This is a genomic window from Rhizobium sp. 25PS6 (assembly GCF_032464655.1).
Taxonomy (GTDB): domain Bacteria; phylum Pseudomonadota; class Alphaproteobacteria; order Rhizobiales; family Rhizobiaceae; genus Rhizobium; species Rhizobium laguerreae.
In genome coordinates, this window is sequence record NZ_JAWDIV010000017.1 from 102,486 (window position 1) to 120,959 (window position 18,474).

At 61.8% G+C, this 18,474-nt stretch carries 16 protein-coding genes; 3 read left to right on the plus strand and 13 right to left on the minus strand.

Going from position 1 to position 18,474, the window contains the following annotated elements:
* Window positions 1-42: 42 nt before the first annotated feature.
* Both RWK44_RS23785 and RWK44_RS23790 read right to left on the minus strand, forming a co-directional pair.
* Window positions 43-1,920, minus strand: a complete 1,878-nt coding sequence (locus tag RWK44_RS23785; RefSeq protein ID WP_131665954.1) for an ABCB family ABC transporter ATP-binding protein/permease — start codon at window positions 1,918-1,920, stop codon at window positions 43-45.
* A 212-nt stretch (window positions 1,921-2,132) separates the two neighbouring features.
* Window positions 2,133-4,169 carry a LysM peptidoglycan-binding domain-containing protein gene (locus RWK44_RS23790; protein ID WP_316029472.1) on the minus strand — a complete coding sequence of 679 codons (2,037 nt, stop codon included), beginning with the start codon at window positions 4,167-4,169 and terminating at the stop codon, window positions 2,133-2,135.
* 154 nt (window positions 4,170-4,323) lie between these two features.
* Here RWK44_RS23790 and RWK44_RS23795 point away from each other — a divergent pair, with 154 nt between their 5' ends.
* A complete protein-coding gene (locus tag RWK44_RS23795) occupies window positions 4,324-4,947 on the plus strand; it encodes a TIGR00730 family Rossman fold protein (protein WP_020049334.1) in 624 nt (207 codons plus the stop codon).
* An 11-nt stretch (window positions 4,948-4,958) separates the two neighbouring features.
* Here the strand turns inward: RWK44_RS23795 and rarD are convergent, their stop codons facing one another.
* The 7 genes from rarD to cysS form a co-directional block, all read right to left on the minus strand.
* Window positions 4,959-5,870 (minus strand): EamA family transporter RarD, encoded by a 912-nt coding sequence (gene rarD / locus RWK44_RS23800; RefSeq protein ID WP_026265122.1) that lies wholly within the window; start codon window positions 5,868-5,870, stop codon window positions 4,959-4,961.
* A 206-nt stretch (window positions 5,871-6,076) separates the two neighbouring features.
* Window positions 6,077-7,690: a citramalate synthase gene (cimA, locus tag RWK44_RS23805; protein WP_316029473.1), complete on the minus strand. Its 1,614-nt coding sequence runs from the start codon at window positions 7,688-7,690 to the stop codon at window positions 6,077-6,079.
* 185 nt (window positions 7,691-7,875) lie between these two features.
* Window positions 7,876-8,838, minus strand: a complete 963-nt coding sequence (gene pip / locus RWK44_RS23810; RefSeq protein WP_316029474.1) for a prolyl aminopeptidase — start codon at window positions 8,836-8,838, stop codon at window positions 7,876-7,878.
* The gene (locus tag RWK44_RS23815) at window positions 8,835-9,311 is read right to left on the minus strand and encodes a GFA family protein (RefSeq protein ID WP_025393951.1); all 477 of its coding nucleotides are present in this window, start codon (window positions 9,309-9,311) and stop codon (window positions 8,835-8,837) included. The genes pip and RWK44_RS23815 overlap by 4 nt, the downstream gene beginning before the upstream one ends.
* The gene (locus RWK44_RS23820) at window positions 9,308-9,796 is read right to left on the minus strand and encodes a GFA family protein (protein WP_131665949.1); all 489 of its coding nucleotides are present in this window, start codon (window positions 9,794-9,796) and stop codon (window positions 9,308-9,310) included. Before RWK44_RS23820 ends, RWK44_RS23815 begins: the two co-directional genes overlap by 4 nt.
* Window positions 9,793-10,272, minus strand: a complete 480-nt coding sequence (locus RWK44_RS23825; RefSeq protein WP_316029475.1) for a GFA family protein — start codon at window positions 10,270-10,272, stop codon at window positions 9,793-9,795. Before RWK44_RS23825 ends, RWK44_RS23820 begins: the two co-directional genes overlap by 4 nt.
* A gap of 229 nt (window positions 10,273-10,501) precedes the next feature.
* Complete coding sequence (gene cysS, locus RWK44_RS23830; protein WP_316029476.1) at window positions 10,502-11,893, minus strand: cysteine--tRNA ligase; 1,392 nt, start codon at window positions 11,891-11,893, stop codon at window positions 10,502-10,504.
* A 353-nt stretch (window positions 11,894-12,246) separates the two neighbouring features.
* Here cysS and RWK44_RS23835 point away from each other — a divergent pair, with 353 nt between their 5' ends.
* Window positions 12,247-12,996 carry a glycoside hydrolase family 25 protein gene (locus tag RWK44_RS23835; protein WP_316029477.1) on the plus strand — a complete coding sequence of 250 codons (750 nt, stop codon included), beginning with the start codon at window positions 12,247-12,249 and terminating at the stop codon, window positions 12,994-12,996.
* A 27-nt stretch (window positions 12,997-13,023) separates the two neighbouring features.
* Here the strand turns inward: RWK44_RS23835 and RWK44_RS23840 are convergent, their stop codons facing one another.
* The 4 genes from RWK44_RS23840 to radA all read right to left on the minus strand — a co-directional run bounded on the left by RWK44_RS23840 (window position 13,024) and on the right by radA (window position 17,600).
* Window positions 13,024-13,764, minus strand: a complete 741-nt coding sequence (locus tag RWK44_RS23840) for an SDR family NAD(P)-dependent oxidoreductase (protein ID WP_168282789.1) — start codon at window positions 13,762-13,764, stop codon at window positions 13,024-13,026.
* 80 nt (window positions 13,765-13,844) lie between these two features.
* Window positions 13,845-15,335 carry an amidophosphoribosyltransferase gene (purF, locus tag RWK44_RS23845; protein WP_017993519.1) on the minus strand — a complete coding sequence of 497 codons (1,491 nt, stop codon included), beginning with the start codon at window positions 15,333-15,335 and terminating at the stop codon, window positions 13,845-13,847.
* A gap of 147 nt (window positions 15,336-15,482) precedes the next feature.
* Window positions 15,483-16,109 carry a CvpA family protein gene (locus RWK44_RS23850; protein WP_168282787.1) on the minus strand — a complete coding sequence of 209 codons (627 nt, stop codon included), beginning with the start codon at window positions 16,107-16,109 and terminating at the stop codon, window positions 15,483-15,485.
* A gap of 90 nt (window positions 16,110-16,199) precedes the next feature.
* Window positions 16,200-17,600 (minus strand): DNA repair protein RadA, encoded by a 1,401-nt coding sequence (gene radA, locus RWK44_RS23855; protein ID WP_025393959.1) that lies wholly within the window; start codon window positions 17,598-17,600, stop codon window positions 16,200-16,202.
* A 234-nt stretch (window positions 17,601-17,834) separates the two neighbouring features.
* Here radA and RWK44_RS23860 point away from each other — a divergent pair, with 234 nt between their 5' ends.
* The gene (locus RWK44_RS23860) at window positions 17,835-18,470 is read left to right on the plus strand and encodes a LysE family translocator (protein WP_222060350.1); all 636 of its coding nucleotides are present in this window, start codon (window positions 17,835-17,837) and stop codon (window positions 18,468-18,470) included.
* The last annotated feature ends 4 nt before the right edge of the window (window positions 18,471-18,474 follow it).

Below are 18,474 nucleotides of genomic sequence, written 5' to 3' on the forward strand. Positions count from 1 at the left end.
GGGTTCTAAACAACAAAAGCCGGCCAGCGTCGGCTTCCGCTGTCAGCTTGCCGGAGCAAGCCGCGTTATCACGCCGAGGTCGTCGCTTTCGCGCACCTGCTTCAGATGTTCCTCCGCCTGTGTCGCCTCGCGCTGGCGGTTCCACATCGAGGCATAAAGGCCGTTCATTTCGAGGAGGGCGGCATGTGTTCCGCGCTCGGCGATCTCGCCGCTTTTGAGCACGATGATCTCATCGGCGCTGATGACAGTCGAAAGCCGGTGGGCAATAACAAGCGTCGTGCGGTTCTTCGAAACCAGGTCGAGTGCCTCCTGGATTTCCCGCTCCGTTGTCGTGTCGAGCGCCGATGTCGCCTCGTCGAGGATCAGGATCGGTGGCGCCTTGAGGATGGTGCGGGCGATAGCCACCCGCTGCTTCTCGCCGCCCGAAAGCTTCAGCCCGCGCTCGCCGACCTTGGTTTCGAAGCCCTCGGGCAGCGTTTCGATGAAATGCGCGATCTGCGCCACCTCGGCGGCGGCAAAGACCTCGCCGTCGCTGGCCGATGTGCGGCCATAGCGGATGTTGTAGGCGACCGTGTCGTTGAAGAGCACGGTATCCTGCGGCACCATGCCGATCGCCGTACGCAGGCTCTTCTGCGTCACCGTGCGGATATCCTGACCGTCGACGGTGATTGCGCCGCTCTGGATATCGTAGAAACGATAGAGCAGGCGCGACAGCGTCGATTTGCCCGCACCGGACGGGCCGACGACGGCGACCGTCTTACCGGCCGGCACCTCGAAGGAAATGCCCTTCAGGATCGGACGGGCCGCATCATAGGCGAAGTGCACGTCCTTGAAGGAGATCGCGCCCTTGCCGATCCGAAGTTCCGTCGCATCAGGCGCGTCTTTGACTTCGGTCTGCACCTCAAGCAAATCGAACATCTGCTCGATATCGGTCAGCCCCTGGCGGATTTCGCGGTAGACGAAGCCGATGAAGTTGAGCGGTACGGAAAGCTGCAGCAGCATCGAATTGACGAAGACGAAATCGCCGACCGTCTGCTCGCCGCGCTGCACGGCCAGCGCCGACAGCACCAGCATGATGGTCGTGCCGATGCCGAAGATGACGCCCTGGCCGAAATTCAGCCAGCCGAGCGAGGTCCAGACATCGGTCGCCGCCTTCTCGTAGCGTTCCATTGATTTGTCGAAACGCTTTGCCTCCATCTCCTCATTGCCGAAATATTTGACGGTCTCGAAATTGAGGAGAGAGTCGATCGCCTTCGTGTTGGCGTCGGTATCGCTGTCGTTCATCGACCGGCGGATGGCGATGCGCCAGTCGGATGCCCGGATCGTGAACCAGATATAGGCCCAGACAGTAAAGGCGGTAACGGCGAGATAGGAGAAGCCGTAGCCCCACCAGAAGATCACCGCCGTCAGCACGAATTCGATGACGGTCGGGACCGAATTGAGGATCGTGAAGCGCACGATCGTCTCGATACCCTTGGTACCGCGCTCGATGATGCGCGACAGCCCGCCGGTCTTGCGCTCGAGATGGAAGCGCAGCGACAGCTCGTGCATGTGCACGAAGGTCCTGTAGGCGAGCTGGCGCACCGCATGTTGTCCGACGCTGGCAAAGAGCGCGTCGCGCAGCTGGTTGAGGCCGAGCTGGATCAGCCGGGTGATGTTATAGGCAATCACCAGCGCGATGGCGCCGGCCAGCAGCGGTGGCACTGAGCCGGCAAGATCCATCCTGCCGTTCAGCGCATCGGTCGACCATTTGAAGAAATAGGGAACGAGCAGCAGTACGAATTTGGAGATCAGCAGGTAGACCGAAGCCCAGACGACGCGCATTTTCAGGTCGGGCCGGCCGGCCGGCCACATATAGGGCCAAAGGTTGAGAAGCGTCTGCGGCAGGTTGGATTCCGAGACTGTCTTGCCGTTTGCCATGCTTGTCTCCAGCCCGGATGAGCTTGCCGCGATTGCGGCGATTCGATGGCGGCAGGAGCCCAGAACCGGGACCTACCTGAAAGCGCTTCCCATATCCCGTAGCCGCCACCGCCAGATAGGGTGCCGGGCGGACGAATACAACAATTGCTGGCGTAAGGAAACGACGAGGCCGGGCGCTTATCCCGCCCGGCCTCGTCGCGTTGTTTTGCAGCTTAGAGATGCTGGCCGGACATGCGCTTGCGGTGCAGCTCTTCGGCATTCGGCAGGACATCCTTCGGCAGGCCGAAAATCTGGCCAGGGCGGATGCGATCGGGATTGATGATCTTGTCCTCGTTGGCGATGTAGATCGTCGTGTAACGAACGCCGAGGCCATAGGTGCGGCGGGAGATCTGCCACAGCGTGTCGCCGCGGCGAATGATGACCGCCGCATTGTTTGCCGTCAGCGGCGCCTGTTCGATCGTCTTCGGCTGGTTGCTTCCGACATCGTTTGCAGATGGCGTTGCCGGCGCGGGTGCAGCGGTGAGTTCGGCGATCATCCCGCCCAGTTTTTCGAGCGCGGCGCCGACGGACTTCGCATCCCCAGGCAGGCCCTGCAGCAGCTTCAGCGCATTGCCGGCGACCTGCGAGGCCGAGCCGGACGTTAGCCTGAAGGCACCGGGCGCATCGGGCGCCGGGCGGAAGTCGGCGACCGAGCGTAGCGCGAACTCCGTTGCCGAGCGCGCCGCCGCAAGCTGTTCGGCGCCGGGCAGCTTGCCATCGGCAAACAGCCCCTTCAGCAGGCCAAAGGCCTTGCCGACTTCGGCTTTGAGTTTGCCGAGTTCGCCTTCGTCGAGCAGCACCATCGAGGAAGCGCCGTTGGTGTCGGCGGGGACCGATTGCGCGGCGACCCTCACCTGATCGCCGGCCGGGCGATTGAAATTCACCGCCGCGCGCACGATGACCTTGCCTGTGGGATCAACGACATCGACGCGGATCTTATGGTCGCCGACCGAGAGCGCCACCACACCGTCGATGACGAAATGGCCGTCGGAGCCGGCTGTGTCCTGGCCGACGAGGCTGTCGTCGGCATAACCGATGACCTTGGCATTGGAGCGCGTCGTGCCGGCAATGAAGATCTTGTTGCCTTCGATCTCGACGGCATTGACCATCACGTCGGGCACATTCGTCTTATCCGGTGCTGCGGTGCCGGGAATGGCCGGTGCCGTATCAGCGCTACCGGAGGGGGTATCGGTGAGGTTCGGCGTCTGCAGCGCCAACTCGCCGGTTGGTGCAGGCGTAGCCGAGCTTTTGCCGGTTGCCGGCTTGTCCGCAGGCGGAGCCATCGGATTGGAGGCATCGGCGACTTCGGTTCCGGCCTTCGGCGCGGTGATGATGCGGCTCGCCGCGCCGGGTTTGGAAACCATGGCGAGCAGATTGGCACCATTGCCGTCCTTCGGCACGGAAATGGTCGCGACTTCTTCGGAAAGCGTGCTCTTGCCGTCCTTGCCCGTGAACTTGAGCACGAGCTGGTGGTCGCCGGCCGGAAGCGGATCGTCGAGAACGGCAGCAAAATCGCCGCTCGCATCGACATTGGCCGTCGTCACCACCTTCTCGCCGTCGAGCACCTCGAGCTTGCCGTTCGGTTCGGCGGAACCGGCAATCACCGTCGATCCGTCGGGCTCGACGCGCAATACGTCGAAGGCCGGAAGCTTCGGGCCGGTATTTTCCGCTGCCGTATTTGCCCCAGGGGCGGTCTCCGGCGCACCGGTCAGCGCAACCTCGGCCTTGGCGATCGCGGCAAGCGCATCGGCGATGTTCTCGGGCAGCGACCGGACGATGGCGAGTGCCTTCGCGCCACCGACCTTGGCCTTGGCGGCAAGGGTCTGGGTCGCGGGATCGAGGCCCTCGGGAATGGTGAAATCGGCAAGCGCGGTCAGCGCGTTCACGGCCTTGGTCTTGGCGGCAGTGAAGACATCGATGGCCGGACCTTTGCCGTCGGCAAACAGCGCCTTGAGCTCGCTGAGCGATACGCCGGCATCGGCCGAAAGGCGACCGACCTGGTCGGCGACCGCAGCCGCGTCGCCCACGGCGGAGCGCGATGTCTTTGCCGCCTCGTTAACCGTGTTCTTGACCTCCGTGCTCGCCTGGTTGATGGCATCGCCGACCTTGGTTGCATCGCCGCCGATGCGCGGCATGACGACAAACACCATCAGTAGGATTGCGATTGCGAGGACTGCAAGAGCCAGCAAGCCGGCACGGTTCTTCATCATTATGTCTCCCAGAGCGGCAATTTGCCGTAGTAACCAAAATTGCTAGCGATTCCCGTTGCTTTTCACAAGCATTCAAAGCAATTCGGCAAGCTAGGCACGCTGCTTTTCAGTCAATTTTCTTGACTGCATTGAAATGGAATAGTTGTTTGCCTCTATGACCGAACAATCTGTATCGATTCGATCCATCTGCGTTTACTGCGGCTCCAGGCCGGGAGGCGATCCTTCCCACATGGCGGCCGGGCGTGCTCTCGGAAGAGAGATCGCCGAATACGGCCTGCGCCTCGTCTATGGCGGGGGGACCAAAGGCATCATGGGCGCGGTTGCCAGCGGCGTGCTTTCAGGCGGCGGTCAGGTCACGGGCATTATCCCCGAATTCCTGATCGATATGGAAGCGACTCGCCACTCGCTCGGTCAGCTCAACGAACTCATTGTAACCCCTGACATGCATGCGCGCAAACACACCATGTTCGAGCGCTCCGATGCCTTCGTCGCGCTGCCCGGCGGCATCGGTACGCTGGAGGAGATCGTCGAGATCATGACCTGGGCGCAGCTCGGCCGCCACGAGAAGCCGATGGTCTTTGCCAACGTCAACGGTTTCTGGGATCCGATGATGGAACTGATGCGCCATATGACCGAAGAAGGCTTCCTGCACACCGCCCACCGGGTGCAGCCGCTCGTTGTCGACGAGATCTCCGGCATCATTCCGGCGATCATGGCCCAGGCAGCCCAGCTCGCCGCCGACCGTGACGGCGAGGACGAGGTGATTTCGAAGATGTAGGTCTGTTGCCTTTAGCGCCCCCGGCTTCCCTTCAGCATCGACCAACTATAGAGGAACAGCCCCGCCCAGATCAGCGGGAAGGCGATCATGCGCGCCGTGCCGAATGGCTCGTGGAAGACGAAGACCGCGATCAGGAAGATCATCGTCGGCGCGATATACTGCATGATGCCGATCGTTGAGAGTTTCAAGAGCTTGGCGCCGTTCGCATAGATCATCAGCGGCACGGCGGTGATGACGCCGCAGCCGAGCAGCAGGGTCGTATCTGCAAGACCGGTGCGGTAGAGGTGGCCCTGGCCGCCGAATTCGAGATAGAGGATGTAGAGGAGGGCGGGCCCGCTGAGGATCAGCACTTCGAGGAAGAATCCCTGGTTCGGCCCGAGCGGCAGCGTCTTGCGCAACAGGGCGTAAAAACCCCAGCTGACCGCCAGCGTCAGCGCCACCCACGGGATGCCGCCGCTGTCCAGTGCGAGAATGGCGACGGCAAGCGCCGCAAGCGCGATCGCGGCGATCTGCAGCGGCTGCAGCTTTTCCTTGAGGAACACCGCGCCGAGGAAGATGCTGAACAGCGGATTGATGAAATAACCGAGTGCTGCATCGAGCGAATGGCCGGCGCCGATCGCCCAGACATAGGTGCCCCAGTTGACGGTGATCAGCGACGCGGTCAGCGCCGCCATCGCCAGCATGCGCGGCGACCTGAGTGCTGCGCGGATGTCCTGCGTGCGCCCGAGCACGATCAGCACGATGCCCGCCAGCGGCAGCGACCAGACGATGCGATGGGCGATCACCTCGGCCGGCGAGATATGCGCCACCGCCTTCATGTAGATCGGCAGGAAGCCCCAGAGCAGATAGGCCGTCAGCGCGAAGGCGAACCCGCGCGGACTGTCTTCGTTCTTGGCCAACGGAACGGATGCATCGGTCGACATCGGTGTTTCCATCTTTGTTCTTCTTCTGATCCGGCCTAACTTAAGCGCCGTGAATAGGCCAATTCATTTCGTTGAATGAAGGGTGAGAGGATTTGAAGCGGGAGACGACGCGATGATCCGGCTCCCTGCAGTGGAAGGCGGAGTCCGAAGGAAGCGAATAATATTCGGGCGAGGGCTGGGACCCGTCGCCGAGCCGCGGAATAGGTTTATTCCGCCGCGATCTTGCCCGCCAACTGCCGGTTCTTCATCAGCTTGTAGATGACCGAATCCATCAGCGCCTGGAACGAAGCGTCGATGATGTTCTCCGAGACGCCGACGGTCCACCAGCGCACGCCGTCGCTGTCGGTGGATTCAATCAGCACGCGGGTGATCGCCTCCGTGCCGCCATTGAGGATACGCACCTTAAAATCGGCGAGCACCAGATCGTCGATCTCGTGCTGGTACTTGCCGAAATCCTTGCGCAGCGCGAGGTCGAGTGCGTTGACCGGGCCTTCGGCATCGGCAACCGACATCAGCGTCTGGCCGTCGATGGTGATCTTGACCACCGCCTCCGAGACGATCTTCACACGGCCGAGACTGTCGAAGCGGCGCTCTATCATCACGCGGAAGCCTTCGATGGTGTAGAATTCCGGGATCGTGCCGAGCGTGCGGCGCGCCAGCAGCTCGAAGCTCGCATCCGCGCCCTCATAGGCATAGCCGATGGATTCACGTTCCTTGACGATCGAGATCAGCAGGTCGAGCTTCGGATCATCCTTGGCGACCGCGATGCCGCGCCGTTTCAGCGCATTGATGAAGTTCGCCTTGCCGCCCTGGTCGGAGACCATGACCTTGCGGAAGTTGCCGACGGTTTCCGGCGGCACATGTTCATAGGTCCGCGGATCCTTGAGCAGCGCCGATGCATGAATGCCGGCCTTGGTGGCAAAGGCGGAAGCGCCGACATAGGGCATCTGGTGGTCGGGCGAGCGGTTGAGCAGCTCGTCGAAGGCATGCGAGAGCCGGGTGAGGTTGAGCAGCCGCTCCTCGTCGATCGTCGTTTCGAAACGTGTGTTGTAGGCGCTCTTCAGCGCCAGCGTCGGGGTCAGTGTCACCAGATTGGCATTGCCGCAGCGCTCGCCGATACCGTTGAGCGTGCCCTGGATCTGCCGGACGCCGGCGTCGACCGCGGCAAGCGAATTGGCGACCGCCTGGCCGGTGTCGTTATGCGCATGGATGCCAAGACAGTGGCCGGGAACGCCTGAGGCGATCACCGCCTCGACGATGGCGCGCACCTCGGGCGGCTGCGTGCCGCCATTGGTGTCGCAGAGCACGACCCAGCGGGCGCCGCTCTCATAGGCCATGTTGGCGCAGGCGAGCGCATAGGCCGGATTGGCCTTGAAGCCGTCGAAGAAATGCTCGCAATCGACGATCGCCTCCTTGCCCGCGCCAACCGCCGCCTTGACGCTTTCGGCGATGCATTCGAGGTTTTCCTCGTTGGTGCAGCCGAGCGCCACCGCGACATGATAATCCCAGCTCTTGGCGACGAAACAGATGGCGTCGGATTTCGCCTGCAGCAGCCCGGCAATGCCGGGATCGTTGGAGACCGAAACGCCGGCCCGCTTCGTCATGCCGAAGGCGACGAAACTGGCCTGGCTGGTGCGCTTCTCGCTGAAGAAAGCGGTATCCGTCGGGTTGGCGCCGGGATATCCGCCCTCGACGTAATCGATGCCGAATTCGTCCAGCATGGCGGCGATCGCAATCTTGTCCTCGACGGAAAAATCGATGCCGGGCGTCTGCTGCCCGTCCCGGAGCGTCGTGTCGAAGAGATAGATGCGTTCTTTCATGTCGGTTCCTCCCGCCAGGCGGGTTGTGATGGAGTGCGGATGCTGCCCCTCATCCGGCTGCCGCCACCTTCTCCCCGTTATGATGGGGAGAAGAGGGATATGCCGCACCGTATCGCAGGGCACGTCCCCTCTCCCCGCGGGCGGGGAGAGGGTTAGGGTGAGGGGTTGCCCCCCAATGCCAACGATCAGGCTTGCTTCCCGGCAAACTTGTCCGTCGCCTGGATCAGTTGATCGAGAATCCCCGGTTCCGAATAGGCATGGCCCACGCCCTCGATCAGGTGGAACTCTGCCTTCGGCCAGGCCTTGTGCAGCAGCCAGGCATATTTGGCCGGGCAGGGCATATCGTAGCGTCCATGTACGATGACGCCCGGAATATCCCTGAGCCTGCCCGCATCGCGGATCAACTGTCCCTCGTCCATCCAGCCGGCATTGACAAAGAAATGGTTTTCGATGCGCGCAAATGCATAAGCGAATTCCGGCTCCTCGAACTTGCCGCTCGTCGAAGGTTCCGGCAGCAGCGTAATCGTTTCGCCTTCCCAGATGCTCCAGGCCTGCGCGGCCTTAAGGCGCACGTTCTTGTCCTCATGCGTCAAGCGGCGATGATAGGCATGCATCATCTCATGACGCTCTTCCCTAGGAATGGGAGCGATAAACCTCTCCCACTTGTCGGGGAACATTTCCGAGACGCCGAATTGGTAATACCAGTCGAGCTCCGCCTTGGTCAGCGTGTAGATGCCGCGCAGGATGAGCTCGGAGACGTGCTCCGGATGCGTCTCGGCATAGGCGAGCGCCAGCGTCGAACCCCAGGAACCGCCGAACACCTGCCAGCTGTCGACGCCCACCATCTCGCGCAGCCGCTCGATATCGGCGACGAGGTGCCAGGTCGTGTTGGCATGGAGCTCCGCATGCGGCGTCGACCTGCCGCAACCGCGCTGGTCGAACAGCATGACGTCGTAGAGAGCGGGATCGAAGAGCCGGCGATGGGCGGGTGAGATGCCGCCGCCCGGACCGCCATGCAGGAAGACGGCAGGCTTGGCGCCTGGTGTGCCCGAGCGCTCCCAATAGATCACATGGCCGTCGCCGACATCGAGATGGCCGGAAGCATAGGGCTCGATTTCGGGATAGAGCGTGCGCAACATCTCGGTCATATCTTCACGCCTTTCGCGGGCCAGACTTCTGTGTCGTGGTCGGGATGCTGGAAGGAGATGATAGCCTCCTGTCGTGCGTAGAAATCCTGATCCTTCAGCACCGGCGCCTCGAAGATTTTCTCGACCCAGGGCAGGCGGGCCTCGTAGTTGACCTGGATCAGCGGAGCGAGGTCGCTGCGATCGTCGAATGTGCCGATCGCAAGCTCCAGCCCGCCCGGATGGCGATAGGTCATCGGCGTGCCGCAATTGCTGCAGAAGCCGCGTTCGATATTGACCGAGGACTGGAAATAGCTCGGCTCGCCGCGCGTCCATTCCATCCCTTCCTCAGGCGCGGTAACGAGCGCGGAGAAGAAGCCGCCGAACTGCTTTTGGCACATGCGGCAATGGCAGATCGAAGGTCGCCCCAGTCTGCCTGAGATGCGGAAGCGCACAGCGCCGCACTGGCATCCGCCTGTCTTTATCGTATCCGTCATGAGGTTTCTCCGAGCGGCCAGCTTTTCGTGTCGTGGTCCGGGTGCTGATGGTTGCTTGCCGCGATCGCATTCTCGCGGTCGGGCGTTTCAGGCTGTGGTTCCAGCGGCAGGCCGTCGAGCGCATGAAACCAGGACATCTTGCGGCCGGTGTTCGATTGCATAACCGGCTTGACCCCATCGGGATCGTCCAACGAGCCGAGCGTGAGGTTGATCGAGTCCGCTTCCGGAATGTCGTAGAACAGCGGCGTGCCGCAATCGCCGCAGAAACCGCGCCGCACCAGATCCGAAGACTGAAACCATTTCGGAGCGCCGCGCGTCAGGGTAAAATCGTTACGCATCGCGGCGGCAAGCGGCATGAAATAATTGCCCGCCGCCTTCTGGCACATGCGGCAATGGCAAAGATGGGGATAGCCGAGTTCGCCTTTGGCGCGGTAACGCACCGCCCCGCACTGGCACCCGCCGCTTCTGTCTGATTCCGCCGTCATCCGAGCTCCTTCTGTGGCCATGCCTGCGTCTCATGATCGGGATGCTGGTAGGAGACGAGCTCGAGCAGGAAGGGGGCAGCCTGCGCGTCCTCCTCCGTCCGGTGCCCCGGCAATTCGTGCAGATGATCGACGAAACCGATCTTGCCTTCGATACCGAATTGGACCACCGGCGGAAACGCCGAAGGATCGTCAAACGCGCCCGCGGCAATCGCCATTCCATCCGGCGCCTCATAGGTGAGCGGCGTGCCGCAATCGCCGCAGAAGCCGCGCTCGACGAAATTGGAAGAGCGGAATTTTTTCCGCTTGCCGCGTGTCCATTCGAAATCGGCGCCGCGCACCGAGACCAGCGGCGCATAATAAGCACCGAACGCCTTCTGGCACATACGGCAATGACAGATCGACGAATCCTTGATGTCGCCGCTGACCCGGAACCGGATCGCTCCACATTGGCACCCGCCGGTATAGGTCTTGGTCATGGCAGGTCCCTCCGCAGCGATGCCGATGAGAAAAAGACCCCTCCCAACCCTCCCCACAAGGGGGAGGGCTTAGATGCGGCACCGTTGTCGTTCCAGCCGCAAACATGGGCAAAGGCGGCAACGCTAACTCGTGCGCTGACGATCAGGCTATTCCGAGACGCTGCGGCACCGTAGCCCCTCCCCCTTGTGGGGAGGGGTTGGGGAGGGGTCTTATCCCAAGATGCCGCTCTCACCGCTTCATCTCCCACGTCGTCACGCGCTCACCCGTCACCGGATCCTTGCCGTCCTTCAACTGGATGCCCTTCGCCGTCAGCTCGTCACGGATCTTGTCAGCCTCGGTGAAGTTCTTCGCCTTCAGCATTTCGAGACGCATCGCGACCAGCGCATCGACTGCCGACGCGACGGCTTCGTCGATCTCCATCTTTTTCGGCAACAGGCCCAGAAGGTCGGCCGTTGCTGCAAAGACGCCACGGGCTGTGGGATCCGCATGGGCAGCCTGGGCCAGCGCATGCAGTGCCTGCACTGCCGCGACCGTATTGAGGTCGTCGGAAAGCGCGTTCAGCACGGCTTCATCGGGCGCCGCATCGCCGGCTTCGGCTACCGGCCATTTGGCGAGCAGACGTTCGGCTTCTTCCAGCCGCTTGATCGAAAAATCGATCGGCTCGCGGTAATGCGTCATCAGCATGGCAATGCGCAGCACCTGGCCCGGCCAGCTACGGCCGCCGAAGATGTCCGCGTGCAGCAACTCGTGGATGGTGACGAAATTGCCTTCGGATTTCGACATCTTGCGCCCTTCGACCTGCAGGAAGCCGTTGTGCATCCAGACGTTCGCCATCACCTCCGTGCCGTGGGCGCAGCGCGACTGGGCGATCTCGTTTTCATGATGCGGGAAGATCAGGTCCAGCCCGCCGCCATGAATGTCGAAGACGTCGCCGAGATAACGCTTGCTCATCGCCGAGCATTCGATGTGCCAACCGGGCCGGCCGCGGCCCCATGGGCTCTCCCAGCCGGGTTCGTTGTGGCTCGACAGCTTCCAGAGCACAAAATCACCCGGGTTCTTCTTGTGCGCGTCGACGGCGATGCGGGCGCCGGCCTGCTGCTCGTCGAGCGGGCGCTTCGACAGCTGACCGTAATCCGCCATGGATTTGGTGTCGAACAGCACTTCGCCCGATGCGACATAGGCATGGCCGTTGCCGATCAGCTTCTCGATGATCTCGGTCATCTCAACGATATTGTCGGTGGCGCGCGGCTCGAAGCTCGGCTCCAGGCAGCCGAGTTCGGCGACATCGGCGTGATATTGCATCTCTGTATTTTCGGTGACCGCGCGGATCGCTTCATTGAGCGGCAGGCCCGGATGGTCTCGAAGCGCCCGCGCATTGATCTTGTCGTCGACGTCGGTGATGTTGCGGGCATAAGTGACGTGGTCTTTGCCATAGACATGGCGCAGCAGCCGGAACAGCATATCGAAGACGATGGCTGGCCGGGCATTGCCGATATGAGCGAAGTCATAGACGGTCGGGCCGCAGACATACATGCGGACATTGTTGGGATCGATCGGCGAAAAGACCGATTTTTCCCGTGTCAGCGTGTTGTACAGCTTCAGTTCCGGCGTCGCGTCCATTTCACTCTCCCAAATGCACGATCAGAAAAATATCACGACCGGCGGACCGGGGCGTTTCGCATCTTGACTATTTGGGAGACGAAAACGGCCGGGCCAGCGCTCGCGCTAGCGAATAATCTTCCGGCAGATAATGCAGATAACCGTTTTCATGGCGGGTTTTATGGCCCGGTTCGCGCTTCCGGTCAAGGGGGCGAAGAGCGATCCATCGGCAACAGGATCCATCCCTCCGATGAATCGATGGCAGCAACCAACGTCTTTGAAACCCATTAGCGCGCTCTTGAAATTCGTCCGCCATTTTCGGAGCACAAATCTCGCATAGCCAGTTGAGAAGCTGTTGAAAATAGGTGGAAGGGATGCGGAGACTTGCGCGATCGACGATCGGAGCGACTGCGGTTCTGGTGGTCGCATTCGCTGCATATTTCGCATACGATTTCGGGATGCTTCGCTTCAACAATCCCTCTCTCAGCAACTATCCAATCCAAGGCATCGATGTCAGCCATCACCAGGGCGATATCGATTGGAAGGTCGTTGCCGCGCAGCCGAATGTCCGTTTCGCCTTCATGAAGGCGACCGAAGGCGGAGACCATCGGGATTCCAAGTTCGTCGACAACTGGCAGCGCGCCGGAGATGCGGGAATGGTCAGGGGCGCTTATCATTTCTTCACCTTCTGTCGCCCGGGTAAGGATCAGGCGCAGAATGTCCTGGCGACCGTGCCAAAGGAGCAGGGAACTCTGCCGATCGCCGTCGATCTGGAGTTTGTCGGCAATTGCAACAAGATCCCGACGCTCGAGGAAATAGCTGCCGAGGTGAACGCCTTTTTCACCGAGCTGAATGGCACTTTTCCGGAGAAGCCTATTTTCTACGTCACGCAGGAGTTCTTCGATCAATATCTGAAAGGCAATGAATCGCGCTTCCCCGACCACTATCTGTGGCTGCGCAGCGTGTTCAGAGAGCCGAGGCAGGAAGAGTGCAGCCGTTGGTCGATCTGGCAATTTGCCGATAACGGCACCTTGGACGGCATCCAGGGTCCGGTTGACCTGAATGCGCTATGCCCGTCGGAAGCGGGCCTAGCGCATCTGTTCCCCGCCGTTGCAGCGAATTGAAACGTCCGGCCTATCTGAAACGCCGGCCTATTCGGGCAGCCGGTAATCGACGAGCTTGTTCTCTCGAACGATGAACAGCTTGCCCGTCTCCGTCACACCAGGCCCGAGCAACGGCAGGATCGCCTTTGCGACCTCGGAGGGATGCGGCAGCGTCTGCGGATCTTCGCCGGGCACTGCCTGCGCCCGCATCGCCGTGCGTGTCGCCCCCGGATCGACGCTGGTGACCCGCAACGGGGTGCTTTGGCTCTCGCCGGCCCATGTGCGCGCCAGCGCTTCGACCGCAGCCTTGGAAGCGGAATAGGCGCCCCAGAAGGGGCGGCACTTGTGGGCAGCACCCGAAGAGATGATCACCGCGCGGCCGGCATCCGAGCGGGCAAGCAGCGGGTCGACCGAGCGGATCAGCCGCCATGTCGCGGTGACGTTGATGGTCATCACCTTCTCGAACACTTTCGCTTCGATATGGCCGATCGGCGAAATGACGCCGAGCACGCCGGCATTGGCGACAAGGATGTCGAGCTTGCCCCAGCGCTCGAAGATCGAGCCGCCGAGCGCATCGATCGCATTCATGTCGGAAAGGTCGAAGGGCACGAGTGTTGCCGTGCCGCCGACAGCCTTGATCGCATCGTCGAGGTCCTCGAGCCCGCCGACCGTGCGTGCGCAGGCAATCACATGGGCGCCGGCTTTGGCAAGTTCCAGCGCTGTGAAATAGCCGATGCCACGCGACGCACCGGTGACGAGTGCGATCTTGCCCTCAAGATTGATATTCATGATGTCGTGTTCCCTCACGAAGGGAGAGGGGTGCGATTGAACCCCTCGGGATGGGACAATGGAAAAGCCGGCGCGCCGTGTCAGCCGTTGCTGGCAAGCATGGAAATCTTGTTGCCCATGGACTCGCCGTTCTTGTCGAGCAGGCGGGTCGGATAGTCGCCGGTAAAATAGTGGTCGGTGAACTGCGGCCGGGCGGGGTTGCGATCCTCGCCGCCAACGGCACGGTAAAGTCCGTTGATCGACAGGAAGGCGAGCGAGTCCGCGCCGATATATTTGGCCATGGCTTCGACATCGGCATACTGGTTTGCCAGCAACTTTTCGGCATCGGGCGTGTCGATGCCGTAGAAATCCGGGAAGAAAATCATCGGGCTTGCGACGCGGACATGGACTTCGCGCGCCCCGGCTTCGCGGATCATCTGCACGATCTTGAGAGACGTCGTACCGCGAACGATCGAATCATCGACCAGCACCACGCGCTTGCCTTCGATCATCGCCCGGTTGGCCGAATGCTTCAGCTTCACACCGAAGGCGCGGATCTGCTGCGTCGGCTCGATGAAGGTGCGACCGACATAATGGTTGCGGATGATGCCGTATTCGAAGGGAATCCCGCTCTGCTGCGCATAGCCGAGCGCTGCCGGCGTGCCGCCGTCCGGCACCGGCACGATGACGTCGCCATCGACGGGCGATTCCTTGGCGAGGTTCATGCCCATGCTCTTGCGCGTCGTATAGACGTTGCGGCCACCGACCACCGAGTCCGGGCGAGCGAAATAGACATATTCGAACAGGCATAGGCGTTCCGGCTGCGGCTTGCTGGGCTTGCGCGCATCGATGCTGATCGAGCCGTCGGGCTGGATTTCACAGATGATAACCTCGCCGTTCTCAACGTCGCGGATGAACTTGGCGCCGATGATGTCGAGTGCGCAGGTCTCCGAGCAGAAGATCGGCTTGCCGTCGAATTCTCCCATGACGAGTGGGCGGATACCGGTCGGGTCGCGCGCGGCAATCAGCTTGGTGCGCGTCATGGCGAGCATCGAATAGCCGCCTTCCATCTGACGAATGGCGTCGATGAAGCGGTCGGACGTGGAAGCATGGCGGGAACGGGCGATGAGGTGCAGGACGACTTCGGTATCGGAAGTCGACTGACAGATGGCGCCGGTCGCGATGATCTGGCGGCGCAGCGTCAGGCCATTGGTGAAATTGCCGTTATGGGCAATGGCGATGCCGCCTTCTTCCAGTTCGGCAAAGAGCGGCTGCACGTTGCGCATAGCCACTTCGCCGGTTGTCGAGTAGCGGGTATGACCGATCGTAATACTGCCGGGCAGGCGGGCAAGCGTCATCGGATTGGTATAGTGGTCGCCGACAAGGCCCATGTGGCGCTCTTGATAGAAGCGCTTGCCGTCGAAGGAGACGATGCCGGCCGCTTCCTGTCCGCGATGTTGAAGCGCATGCAGGCCGAGAGCCGTGAGCGCGGCGGCATCGGGATGTCCCAAAATACCGAAAACCCCGCATTCTTCATGCAGCGTATCTCCGTCGAGCGGATCGTCGGTCGGGAAGGAATGGGACTGGTTCATTTCTGCGGGCCTCTGCTCTCACAAGAATGGATCGGCATTTCCAGAAATAGCTGAGCCCGGCGGAGCTGGAATGCCCGGCCGGACCCTTATTCACGTCCCGCTCAAATGGCGATTGCCGGAAGGCGGGTCAAGCTCTTGAACACTGTGTCAATTCGCCGGCTGCTGTGCGCCGTCTGCAGGCGCGGTCGGTGCGTCTTCCGCCGGAGCCTGGTCGCCCGTCGGCGGAGTGGTGCCTCCCGCGCCCTGTGCCGGCGGCTGCAGCTTATCACGGATGCTTTCCGGTATCATCTGGGCAAATTGCTCCGGCAGAACCGATTTCAGCTTCACGACCATCGAATCCAGGAAGGGCTTCGACTTCGCTTCGTTGACCCAGGCCGGACGGTGGTCGGCATCGACGAGCCAGTTCCAGAAGGCGACGGCGACGACCAGGAGCAGCACGCCGCGCGCTGCCCCGAACAGGAAGCCGAGCGTGCGGTCGAGCGCGCCGACACGGCTGTCGATGATGAAATCGGCGATCTTCATCGTGATGAAGGAGATGACGATGAGCGCGATCAGGAAGACGACCGCTGCCGAACCGACGATCGCGATACGGTCGTCATCGGTATATTTCTTCGCATAGGGCAGCAGGTACGGATAGAGATAATAGGCAGCCGCGGCCGAACCGCCCCAGCTCGCGATCGAAAGAATCTCGCGCGAAAAGCCGCGGACCATCGCCAGCACGGCGGAGAAGAGCACGACGCCGATGACAATACCGTCGAAAATCGTAATGGGCATGTAAATTCAACTCCAGGACTGCCGCTTGGCGGCCGTGTCGTGCCTTATCGTGTGCCTCCTATATCATCACCATTCCCGGCAATGAAAGGATCAAACCTCGTCTTCCACACGCAGCGCTCCCTTCGATCCGGCGATGCGCGCGACCAGATCCGGCAGGCTTGCGACTTCGCTCCAGCGCCCGCCTGAGCCCTTCGGCAATTCGGCGGAGGCGGATGGAAGCAGCGCTGCGGAAAAGCCCAGCTTCTCGGCTTCCTTGAGGCGCTGAGCGGTGTGCGCAACCGGCCGGATGGCACCCGACAGGCTGACTTCGCCGAAATAGACGCAATCGGCAGGAAGGGCAATACCGGCAAGCGAGGAAACGAGCGCCGAGGCGACGGCAAGATCGGCCGCCGGTTCGGAGATGCGGTAACCGCCGGCGACGTTGAGATAGACGTCGTGCTGGCCGAGCCTGACGCCGCAATGGGCTTCCAGCACCGCAAGGATCATCGACAGCCGCGCTGAATCCCAGCCGACCACGGCGCGCCGGGGCGTGCCGAGCGAGGTTGGGGCCACCAGCGCCTGCACTTCGACGAGAATGGGGCGGGTGCCCTCCATGCCGGCAAAGACGGCAGCACCCGGCGATTTTTCGTTGCGCTCACCAAGGAAGAGTTCGGAAGGATTGGCGACTTCGCGCAAGCCTCTGTCGGACATTTCGAAGACGCCGATCTCGTCGGTCGGGCCGAAGCGGTTCTTGACTGTGCGCAGGATACGGTAGTGATGGCCGCGGTCGCCTTCGAAATAGAGCACGGCGTCGACCATGTGCTCGACGACGCGCGGCCCGGCAATCTGCCCGTCCTTGGTTACGTGGCCGACGAGCACCATGGCGGCCCCCGTCTGCTTGGCGAAACGGATCATTGCCTGCACCCCGGTGCGCACCTGCGTCACCGTTCCCGGAGCGGATTCGGCAAGTTCGCTCCACAGCGTCTGGATGGAATCGATGATGACGAGATCCGGCCGCTTGCCCTCGGCGAGCGTCGCCAGAATATCCTCGACATTGGTTTCTGCTGCCAGCATCACGTCGGTATCGGCCGCCGCAAGGCGTTGCGCCCGCAGCCGCACCTGCGCCACGGCTTCTTCGCCGGAGACGTAGATGATCTTGTGGCCGCGCCGTGCAAGGGCGGCGGCGGCCTGCATCAGCAGGGTCGATTTGCCAATGCCGGGATCGCCTCCGATCAGCACCGCCGAACCGCGCACGAAACCGCCGCCGAGCGCCCGGTCGAGCTCCGACATGGCTGTATGGATGCGTGGCGCCTCCTCGATCTCGCCGGAGAGCGCCGTCAGCGCCACCGGTCGGCCCTTCTTCGGCGTCTTGCCCGGACCGGAGCCGATCCCGCCCATCGGGTCTTCCTCGACGATGGTGTTCCACTCGCCGCAGTTCTCGCATTTGCCGGCCCAGCGGTTATGAACCGTGCCGCAACTCTGGCAGATGAATTGTGTCCTGGCCTTCGCCATCGATTACTCTTTCAGTCCGGGTTCCCGAGCGAAGCGACGCGCCGCTTCACCGAATCATTGTCGTGCTTGAGATAATGGCTATCGCGACGGATCAAAACTAATGATTTCCCCATCAGCGAACCCATGCCTATCCTTTACCTCTGGCGCATCGGTCCGATGCGAGGATTGAAAGTGTTACGGCGTCCTTTGCGCGTCTGAGAAGACGCGCCGCGCTGTAATCCGGGAATGGTGAAGATGTTCGATTATTCGTTTGCGCACTGGCTTGCATTTCTGTCGGCGGCGGTTCTGCTCAATCTCTCGCCCGGTCCCGACATCGCCTTCATCCTCGGTCACACGATGAGAAGCGGAAAACGTGCCGGTTTTTCCGCGCTGTTCGGCGTCTGGTCCGGCGCCTGCCTGCACGTGCTGATGGCTGCACTTGGTCTCTCGGCCATACTTGCCGCTTCTGCCGTCGCGTTCTCCACGGTCAAATGGATCGGCGCCGCCTATCTCGTCTGGCTCGGCATTCAGGCTTTGCGTTCCGGCGGCGGCAACGGCCTGATAAAGGCCGCCGGTGAAAGTTTGCCGGTCGCAAGAATCTACCGGCAGGGGATTCTGGTGTCGCTGCTCAATCCGAAAGTGGCGATATTCTTCCTGGCTTTCCTGCCGCAATTCGTCGTCGAAGGGGCAGGGCCGGCATGGGCGCAGCTCATGCTGCATGGCGGGCTTATCATCGTCGTCGCCGCCTTCATCGAACCGCCGCTCGTCCTTCTCGGCGGGCGCCTTGCGGATGCAATCAGGCATAATCAAAAAATCGGACTTTGGCTCGATCGCGGCCTCGGTGCGCTTTTCCTCGCGCTTGGTGTCCGCCTCGTCCTCAGCAGCCGCTGATAGG

Bases quoted from the DNA above. Each gene is read 5' to 3' on its own strand.
- RWK44_RS23840 (WP_168282789.1), bottom strand. From the start codon at position 13,764: ATGAATATCAATCTTGAGGGCAAGATCGCACTCGTCACCGGTGCGTCG.
- cysS (WP_316029476.1), bottom strand. From the start codon at position 11,893: ATGGACGCGACGCCGGAACTGAAGCTGTACAACACGCTGACACGGGAA.
- RWK44_RS23850 (WP_168282787.1), bottom strand. From the start codon at position 16,109: ATGCCCATTACGATTTTCGACGGTATTGTCATCGGCGTCGTGCTCTTC.
- RWK44_RS23835 (WP_316029477.1), top strand. From the start codon at position 12,247: ATGCGGAGACTTGCGCGATCGACGATCGGAGCGACTGCGGTTCTGGTG.
- RWK44_RS23785 (WP_131665954.1), bottom strand. From the start codon at position 1,920: ATGGCAAACGGCAAGACAGTCTCGGAATCCAACCTGCCGCAGACGCTT.
- RWK44_RS23825 (WP_316029475.1), bottom strand. From the start codon at position 10,272: ATGACCAAGACCTATACCGGCGGGTGCCAATGTGGAGCGATCCGGTTC.
- cimA (WP_316029473.1), bottom strand. From the start codon at position 7,690: ATGAAAGAACGCATCTATCTCTTCGACACGACGCTCCGGGACGGGCAG.
- RWK44_RS23820 (WP_131665949.1), bottom strand. From the start codon at position 9,796: ATGACGGCGGAATCAGACAGAAGCGGCGGGTGCCAGTGCGGGGCGGTG.
- purF (WP_017993519.1), bottom strand. From the start codon at position 15,335: ATGAACCAGTCCCATTCCTTCCCGACCGACGATCCGCTCGACGGAGAT.
- RWK44_RS23795 (WP_020049334.1), top strand. From the start codon at position 4,324: ATGACCGAACAATCTGTATCGATTCGATCCATCTGCGTTTACTGCGGC.
- pip (WP_316029474.1), bottom strand. From the start codon at position 8,838: ATGACCGAGATGTTGCGCACGCTCTATCCCGAAATCGAGCCCTATGCT.
- RWK44_RS23790 (WP_316029472.1), bottom strand. From the start codon at position 4,169: ATGATGAAGAACCGTGCCGGCTTGCTGGCTCTTGCAGTCCTCGCAATC.
- rarD (WP_026265122.1), bottom strand. From the start codon at position 5,870: ATGTCGACCGATGCATCCGTTCCGTTGGCCAAGAACGAAGACAGTCCG.
- RWK44_RS23815 (WP_025393951.1), bottom strand. From the start codon at position 9,311: ATGACGGATACGATAAAGACAGGCGGATGCCAGTGCGGCGCTGTGCGC.
- radA (WP_025393959.1), bottom strand. From the start codon at position 17,600: ATGGCGAAGGCCAGGACACAATTCATCTGCCAGAGTTGCGGCACGGTT.
- RWK44_RS23860 (WP_222060350.1), top strand. From the start codon at position 17,835: ATGTTCGATTATTCGTTTGCGCACTGGCTTGCATTTCTGTCGGCGGCG.